The organism is Thermogemmatispora sp. (genome assembly GCF_019683755.1).
Classification (GTDB): domain Bacteria; phylum Chloroflexota; class Ktedonobacteria; order Ktedonobacterales; family Ktedonobacteraceae; genus Thermogemmatispora.
This window is the reverse complement of sequence record NZ_JADGHT010000215.1, coordinates 1-8,000: the sequence shown is the minus strand read 5'-3', so window position 1 is coordinate 8,000 and position 8,000 is coordinate 1. Positions and strand designations below refer to the sequence as shown.

At 57.2% G+C, this 8,000-nt stretch carries 6 protein-coding genes and 2 tRNA genes; all 8 read left to right on the top strand.

The annotated features are described in order from the left end of the window. On the top strand, window positions 1–556 hold a 556-nt coding region (locus IRZ24_RS13610), incomplete at its 5' end, for a methylmalonyl-CoA mutase family protein (RefSeq protein ID WP_297165155.1). Window positions 557–870: 314 nt separating this feature from the next. Next, the gene (gene prmA / locus IRZ24_RS13605) at window positions 871–1,791 is read left to right on the top strand and encodes a 50S ribosomal protein L11 methyltransferase (RefSeq protein ID WP_297165153.1); all 921 of its coding nucleotides are present in this window, start codon (window positions 871–873) and stop codon (window positions 1,789–1,791) included. Window positions 1,792–1,800: 9 nt separating this feature from the next. Then, window positions 1,801–2,610 (top strand): 16S rRNA (uracil(1498)-N(3))-methyltransferase, encoded by an 810-nt coding sequence (locus tag IRZ24_RS13600; RefSeq protein ID WP_297165151.1) that lies wholly within the window; start codon window positions 1,801–1,803, stop codon window positions 2,608–2,610. 505 nt (window positions 2,611–3,115) lie between these two features. After that, a tRNA-Gly gene (locus IRZ24_RS13595) sits at window positions 3,116–3,190 on the top strand. A gap of 5 nt (window positions 3,191–3,195) precedes the next feature. Next, window positions 3,196–3,266 (top strand) — tRNA-Cys (locus tag IRZ24_RS13590). Between the two features lie 65 nt (window positions 3,267–3,331). After that, window positions 3,332–4,180, top strand: coding sequence for a DNA repair protein RecO (gene recO / locus IRZ24_RS13585; RefSeq protein WP_297165149.1), 849 nt, complete (start codon window positions 3,332–3,334; stop codon window positions 4,178–4,180). Window positions 4,181–4,255: 75 nt separating this feature from the next. Then, window positions 4,256–6,007 (top strand): MFS transporter, encoded by a 1,752-nt coding sequence (locus tag IRZ24_RS13580; protein WP_297165147.1) that lies wholly within the window; start codon window positions 4,256–4,258, stop codon window positions 6,005–6,007. 82 nt (window positions 6,008–6,089) lie between these two features. After that, window positions 6,090–7,421, top strand: coding sequence for a histidinol dehydrogenase (gene hisD / locus IRZ24_RS13575; protein WP_297165145.1), 1,332 nt, complete (start codon window positions 6,090–6,092; stop codon window positions 7,419–7,421). Window positions 7,422–8,000 lie beyond the last annotated feature (579 nt).

Here is an 8,000-nt window from a genome sequence, read left to right as displayed (position 1 = left end):
CCCCACAGAGAAAGCTGCCCTGATTGCCCTGCGTACACAGCAGATCATCGCCCATGAGAGCGGCGTCACCAACACTGTTGACCCCCTCGGCGGCTCCTACTTTGTCGAGAAGCTAACCGATGAAACAGAACAAGCGGCATGGGAGTATATCAGGCGCATCGAGGAGCTAGGAGGAGTGCTAGCTTGTATCCAAAACGGCTTCTTCCAGCGAGAGATCGCCGAATCTGCCTATCGCTATCAGCAAGAGATAGAGCAGCGCAAGCGCATCATTGTTGGTGTGAATGAATATGTGATGGAAGAAGATATGAAGGTACCCACACTCTACATCGATCGTGAAGGGGAGCGTGTCCATCTGGAGCGTCTAAACCGTGTGAGGAGGGAACGCGATCAAGCGGCTGTGCGGAAGGCCCTCGACAACCTGCGCCGTGTAGCCGAAGGCACCGAGAACACCATGCCGGCCATCATTGAAGCCGTGAAGGCCTATGCCACCCTGGGCGAGATCATGGACGTCTTCCGCTCAGTCTTCGGAGAGTATACAGAGCCGGCAGTCTTTTAGCCGAGACAGCGCAAGTACGCTGCGCCATCTAGTGCGTGCAGGGGGAACAGAGCATCGACCAGCCCGGCCAGCTAAGCTCAAGATCAGGCCCCAGGGATGGGTACATGGACAAGTAAGGGATACCCAACTGCGTACTGCCTGCCTGATTGGCTGTCTGGTTGCCTATCTGTCTATCAACTGTTCCCCTGATCTTCCACGAGCAGGGGTAATGCGTTGCGTGCAGCCCCTGCTGATGGCATAATAGAATATCGCGCGACCCCGTGGGATGAGAGAGTGATAGGGCGTTACCTGATTAAGGTGAGGATTGAGATGCGATGCAGTGGATAGAATTAACGGTACAAGCGCACCCAGAGGCGGTTGAGTCCGTCAGCGAACTCCTCATGCGTTATACTCATGGCGGTGTGGCCATTGAGGAGCCAATTGAGCTGCTTGATGACGGACAGGAGTATCGCATTCTGCCTGGTCATCCTGTGAAGATTCATGCCTATCTCGCAGTCGATGGCAAGGAGGAAGAGGCCCGGCAGCGCATTGCCGAAGGACTGTGGCATCTGGCGAGCATTGGTACTGGGCTTGTGGGAGAACTAGAGACGCGCCTGATTCGCGAGGAAGATTGGGCTACGGCCTGGAAGGAGTCCTATCATGTAACGCACATAGGCCAGCGCCTCGTCATTTGTCCATCATGGCGTAAGTACACTCCGGCTGAAGGCGAGGTAGTGATGACGCTGGACCCGGGCATGGCCTTTGGTACCGGCCTGCACCCAACAACCAGGATGTGCTTGGAGGAGCTGGAAAAGCGCGTTCAGCCAGGTATGCGTGTACTTGACCTGGGAACAGGCTCGGGTATCCTGGCTTTAGCTGCGGCCTTGCTAGGAGCCGATGAGGTCGATGCCTATGATATCAGCGATGTGGCTGTGGCCAGTGCCCGTGAAAATGTAGAGCGCAATCATCTCGGCGGACGCATTCAGGTAATCCACGGTACCCTTGATGAAGAACGTAGCCAGGCCTTAGCCGGTCGCTACCATCTAATAGTAGTGAACATTCTGGCTGGAGTAATCTGCTCATTGGCACCCTTCATGGCCACTGTGCTGGCACCAGGTGGCCTGCTGCTTGCCTCTGGTGTGCTGCAGGAACACCGTGATAAGGTTGAGCAAGCTTTAACAGAAGCCGGATTGTGCCCCCTGGCTACGATACAGACCGATGACTGGTTGCTCTTTGTCATGCGCAAGGCGACCTGATAAGCGGCTATGCACCGTTTCTTTGTCTCACCTGAGTTGTTGGCGCAAACCCAGACCAGCCGGCCTGCAAAGCGCCGGGTCATGCTGCCCGCGGCGGTGGCCCATCAGGTTCGCGATGTTTTGCGGCTTACCCTTGATGAACATGTGCTCCTGCTCGATAATACTGGCGATGAGGTTGAGGCGCGGATCGTTCACGCTGGGCGCTCCGGCGTCGAAGTAGAGCTTCTCGAACGGCGTAAGGGCAGCGGCGAGGGCTGCCTCCGGCTGGTGCTCTATCAAGGACTGCTGAAATCGGCGCGCTTCGAGTGGGTACTAGAGAAAGGGACGGAGCTGGGTATCAGCGCATTTGTACCATTGCGCTGCCAGCGATCACAGGTGGGTCTGGAAGCCATTGGTGCTGCAAAAATCCAGCGCTGGAGACGTATTCTCCAAGAGGCAGCAGAACAGTGCGGCAGGGCACGTATCCCCGAATTGCTCCCTGTACGCAATCTCCGCCAGGCGTTAGCTGAGCTTCCTGCCAATGCCTTGATTGTGATGCCGTGGGAGCAAGAGAAACTGCTCAGTATGCGCGCAGCCTTGCGTACTCGCCAAGAGCAGGTGCAGGAAGCTTTGCTGAACGGCTCGTTAACGGTTGCCCTCTTTATCGGCCCCGAAGGCGGATTGGCTCCCGAGGAAGTGGCGCTAGCTCGTGAACGTGGCGCCCTCATTGTCTCACTTGGTCCCCGCGTTCTTCGCGCGGAAACCGCAGCTCTTGTGGCCGCCTCCAATGTGCTCTATGAATACGAGCATATGGAGAAACACTCTCGAGAAACTGCCTGATAGCTGACTCATTGGTACTTGGTCATGCCTGAGCAAACACCTGTTGTGCTCTCGTCTCTTGTGCTCCACAAGTGATGCACTAGCCTAGAGCTGCCCGGAAGAGGAAAGCTCGAGGAGAGGCAAACCTGAGGTTGTGTCAGCCGAAGATGATCGTTGCCTTGCTCGCAACGGCGGCCCGATGAGAACCAGTGTGAGGATGCCGCGATCCTCGCCGTGAAACTTAGCTAACCTGGGCGCGGGGAGGGAATGGCTACGATGGCCCTAGCCTACGCCGGAGTTTGGTCAGGGTGATTACGCTAGATAAGGCGTCTGGGGTTGGGCCTGTCAGAAGAACAGACGTGGCTCCGCCAAGGAGCCTTGCCGGAGCTGTCTCCTTTGCTCCATTGCCTCTCCCCATTGGAAGGCAAAGCAATTTCTGGAATTTGGGTCAGCACCCGTTGACAAATCGCCAGAGATGTGCTATCTTAAAGGCACAAGGTTAGAGAACTCCTCTCTAATCTGACATGCGGGAGTGGCTCAGTGGTAGAGCGCTTCCTTGCCAAGGAAGATGTCGCGGGTTCGAATCCCGTCTCCCGCTCCAGGTGTGGCGACGTGGCCAAGTGGTAAGGCAGGGCTCTGCAAAAGCCCGATCAGCGGTTCGAATCCGCTCGTCGCCTCCTCTTCTCAGGTGCGAAGACGTGACAGCAGATCACGTCTTTTTTATTGTTAAGGGCTCCAGCGCATGCGACAGCAGCGTAGCTACTCCACAAGAGCAATTGTCCTCAAGCGGATTAACCTTGGCGAGGCCGACCGCATTGTAACGCTCCTCACTCCTACTCATGGCAAGATCCAGGCGGTGGCTAAAGGTGTGCGTCGTCCGACAAGTAAGCTCGCTGGTCATCTAGAACTCCTCTGTCATAGTCAGCTACAACTAGCTGTTGGGCGCGATCTGGATATCGTAACGCAGGCAGAGAATCGCGAGTGTTTCCTTGATCTGAAGGCGAGCCAGTGGCATATGACCTGTGGCTTCTACCTGGCTGAGTTGGTTGACCGTTTCCTTGAAGAGCATACTCAGCACAGCCGGGTCTACTTTCTCATGCTGGAGATGCTGCGTGCGCTCGACGGTGACGCCGCTCTGTCGCAACAAAAGGAAGCGGTTGACGGGACGCGTGATCCCTTGCACACGGTGTCTCAGCTACTGCTGCGCTACTTTGAGATTCACCTCTTGAGCCAGGTAGGCTACGAACCGGCTTTCCGGGCCTGTGCCCATTGTGCTGCTGAGCTACGCCCAGAGCAAAATGGTTTCTCCGCCGCGTTAGGAGGAGCCATTTGCCCTCGTTGCTCACGCTTCTGGAGTCGTCCTCTCTCTGTCAAGGCCTTACATGTGCTGCGCGTGCTGCAGCGCAGCGAGTGGCAGGCTGTCCCCCGTTGGCACCTCGATGCCTCCCTCTTGTTGGAGATCGAGCGCGTAATGTATGATCTCCTCCGTTTTCATCTGGAGCGTGACTTGAAAACCTGGAGTTTTCTTGAAATGCTGCGCCTGGAGCGAAATCCTCATGGCTCCGCCCTTCCCTCGACTCAGAATCTGTGATAGAGTGTGCTCAGGTCAGTCCTTTTGGAGTTGTCGTTCGGCTTCTCTGCCTATCTCCTTGCGAGGAGGTTTTCTATGAATCCATCTGCTCCCTCCGTCAATGCCGACCTGGGAGCCTCCAGACGGCGCACCTCCAGCTATGCGACCTATGTCTTCATGATCATGTTTTCCATTAATTTCCTTAACTACATGGATCGCTACATCTTCATAGGTGCGTCCCCCATCATCGGCCAGGAACTGGGATTAGGCCTTGACCAGCTTGGCTATCTTAGCTCGGCCTTTCTTATCATCTACACACTAGGAACGTTGCCCTTTGGTATCTGGGCTGATCGCACACGGCGCAAGAACGTGGTGGCGCTCTGCGTGAGTGTTTGGAGCCTGGCTACTGCTTTTACTGCCCTGGCCAGCAATTTTGTCGCCCTCTTTCTTTCTCGAATGGTCTTGGGCATTGGTGAAGCCGGCTACTATCCCGCCGGTACAGCTTTACTGAGCGACTACTATAGCCGTAAGAAGCGGGCACAGATCATGAGTCGCTGGGGAGCTGGCTCGATGATTGGTCTGATGGTGGGTTACGTTCTTGGGGGCTTCCTGGCCAGCCTAGGAAAAGGAACCTGGCGGTTTGCCTTCCTGATCGCCGGTATTCCCGGCCTGGTACTTGCTCTATTGGCCTGGCGCCTGCGGGAGCCGAGGCGCAATGAAGCCGATGAGCGAGAGAAGATGGAGACGGAACAGGCTGGCGCACGGTCGACGGAGGAAGAGCAGAGAGCTTCCTCTCTCGTACAGATCCATAGAAAGTCAGTGCTCCAGGCCCTGATCTACCTGTTGGGAGGCTTTATCTTAGGTGGGGGGGCTAGCAGTCTAGTGCTGAAGAACTGGGGAATCGCTCTGGCCTTTGTGATCATCGGCGTGGTATTGGTACTAGTCATTGCTCTATTCGCTCTTGGTGGCTTGCTCTTCATACGGCGCTGGCAGCAGAACAGTATGCGCGCGCAGGCCAGCGATATGGAGCAGGCAATCGCCGCCTCACTCGCCGAGACAGCGGCAACGCCTCCCCCAGCGCCGGCGGAGATAGAAGAGCCTATCGCTATTTCGTGGCGTCTGCTTCGGCAAGACTTCGTTGCTCTATTCAGAATTCGTAGCTTAATCGTGCTGACTCTCGTCCAGGCCTTTGCCTTCTACGCCCAGGGGGCGAGTGTCACCTTTTTGCCAGTCTATCTACATCAACAGGATGCTCTAGGACTGACAGCCGCGCAGGCGGCGACGCTCTCAGGTGTAGTCGTGGTGATTGCTGGCATCGCAGGGCTGATCATCGGTGGCTACTTAGCGGATATCTTGAATCCCTTCCATCCGGGGGCTCGTATTCTTGTCTGTGGCATCGGCTTTTTGCTCTGCGCGCCTAGCTTTGCCCTAGCGGTGACGGCCCGTAGTACTACTGCTTTCATGGTCTTTTTCTTTATCACAGCCATGCTCATCTTGCTTTATAATGGACCGTGCACAGCGGCCATTCAAGACACTGTGCCCTCGGCCTTACGCGCCTCGGCGGTTGCCCTGTCGCTGCTGGTAGCCCACTTGCTCGGCGATGCTTTTGCGCCATCGCTTGTGGGCGTCCTGGCCCAACATTTTGATCCAACCCATGGTAGCCATTTCGCCCACAATATCGCTGGTCAGGATCTGCGTCAGGCGCTGTTGGTGACCTGTGTACCGATGCTAGCACTGGCTGGGCTGATCGGCATCTTCGGGGCACGCTGGATGAAGAGCGATGTCGCTGCCGCGCAACGCGCTGACGCGCTGGCCCAGGCGCGTGGCACGGGAGCTATGCTAGCATAGCTGAGTCCAGGCGAAATCACAGCAGGCGTGCGTGGTGAAGGGAAGCAAAAACAGCAATCTCTTTGTCGGAGTCTGGTAAGTAATGGTGCATTTTTATGAGCTGACGACAATGGATGCAGCCCAGCGTCGGCGTTTACTGCGCCGCGCTGAGCTGCGCATTGAGGAGATAACAGAGCGCGTACGCCCAATCATAGAGGACGTGCGTCTGCGTGGCGATGCCGCTCTATTGGAGTATACAACACGCTTTGACGGCGTTGTCTTGAGTGCAGAGCGCCTCCGCGTGAGCGCAGAGGAAATCGAGCTTGCTCATCGCCAACTAGATAGCCAGGTACGGGCAGCTCTGGAGCAGGCCATTAGAAACGTCAAAGCTTTTCATCAGCGGCAATTGCCCCATGAGCAATGGTATACCGAGGTCATGCCTGGAGTCATGGCCGGAGAGCGGGTAACACCGATCAGCAGTGTCGGTCTCTATGTACCGCGTGGCAAAGGGGCCTTTCCTTCAGTAATGTACATGCTGGCCGCGCCTGCCAGCATCGCTGGAGTACCGCGCATCGTTGTCTGCACACCTCCTGGTCCTGATGGCGGGATTGATGCGGCCTCCCTTGTGGCAGCCGACCTCTGTGGTGTGCATGAAATCTATCGGGTTGGTGGGGCGCAAGCCATTGCCGCTCTGGCCTATGGCACGGAAACCATTCCGCGTGTGCATAAGATCATGGGGCCGGGCAGCGGCTATGTCGCTGCCGCCAAGCGGCTGCTGTACGGAGTCGTCGATGTCGGGCTACCTGCGGGACCGAGCGAGGCCATTCTGCTGGCCGACGACAGCGCTGATCCCGAATTGGTCGCGCGTGATCTCTTGATCGAAGCCGAGCATGGGCCCGACTCCTCCAGCTTGCTCGTCACGCCTGATCGGACTCTAGCCGAGGCCGTCAAACAGCGCCTTCCAGCCAAGATTGCCGCTCTCCCTGAATGGCGACGCGCCTTCTGCCGAGCCGTCTTGGAAGAAGAGAAGGGGACGGGAGGGATCATCCTGACACGCGATATGGACGAGGCTATAGCTTTCGTCAACGAATATGCGCCCGAGCATCTGGAGGTCCAGGTACGTGACCCCTTTGCCCTGCTAACGCAACTGCGCAACGCAGGCGAGATTCTCATTGGGCCTGCTACTCCCATCTGCCTTGGCAATTACTGTATAGGCACCAATGCCATCCTGCCAACCGGTGGTTTTGCTCATACTTTCTCAGCCACCTCTGTCCATGATTTCCTGAAGCGTACCGGAGTAGCCTATGTCACGCCAGCCGGCTACCAGGCTCTGCAAGGGACAGCGCGGCTTCTGGCCGAATTCGAGGGTTTTCCTGCGCATGCAGCAGCCGTCTCTGAGCGTCCACTGCCACTGCGACGAGCAGCGGAGGAATGAACTACTGCCGTGGGCACGACAAGACTGGATTGGCTGGCCTTGCTGCAAGGCGGGCCAGCGATGTACCTGTCGGCCTATGCGAAGCCTGGACAAGCCAGGTTATGCCGGGTTCACATAGAGATAGTACAATAGCTTACTTCCTGTTCAGTGAAAATGTGCTATAATGCGCCCAGCACTACAAGCAACGAGCGAGCGTTTTTCATGGCAAACTAGGACAGCCGGAGCCGATAGGCCAAAGGAAGCAGTGACCATAGGAGGATAAGCCCACGGGCTAAGGTTGGGGGGACCAGGATAGATGGCATGTCTTTGCGAGGAAGGCGAGCAGGGCAAGGAGGGAGCAGGCCTATTGGTAGCATTGAGGGCTGCATCAAAAAGCGGTGTGAGGAGAGATGGCTAGCAATCACTCTGATCCCAGAGAAGTCGTGTCTGCCGCGAATGCGGCCACACCTTCAAGCGGGGGCGAGAGCGGGCCTCAGTTGCCCCCGCCGCCTGAGGCTCCGGCGGCAGTTGGGGCAAGTGGCGGGGGGCCCGCCACCGCCCCCCCCCCCCGGCCCCGGGGCGGCGGGCGGGGGCTAAGCC

Coding starts and splice junctions, on each gene's coding strand:
- prmA (WP_297165153.1), top strand. CDS start 871: ATGCAGTGGATAGAATTAACGGTACAAGCGCACCCAGAGGCGGTTGAG.
- IRZ24_RS13600 (WP_297165151.1), top strand. CDS start 1,801: ATGCACCGTTTCTTTGTCTCACCTGAGTTGTTGGCGCAAACCCAGACC.
- recO (WP_297165149.1), top strand. CDS start 3,332: ATGCGACAGCAGCGTAGCTACTCCACAAGAGCAATTGTCCTCAAGCGG.
- IRZ24_RS13580 (WP_297165147.1), top strand. CDS start 4,256: ATGAATCCATCTGCTCCCTCCGTCAATGCCGACCTGGGAGCCTCCAGA.
- hisD (WP_297165145.1), top strand. CDS start 6,090: ATGGTGCATTTTTATGAGCTGACGACAATGGATGCAGCCCAGCGTCGG.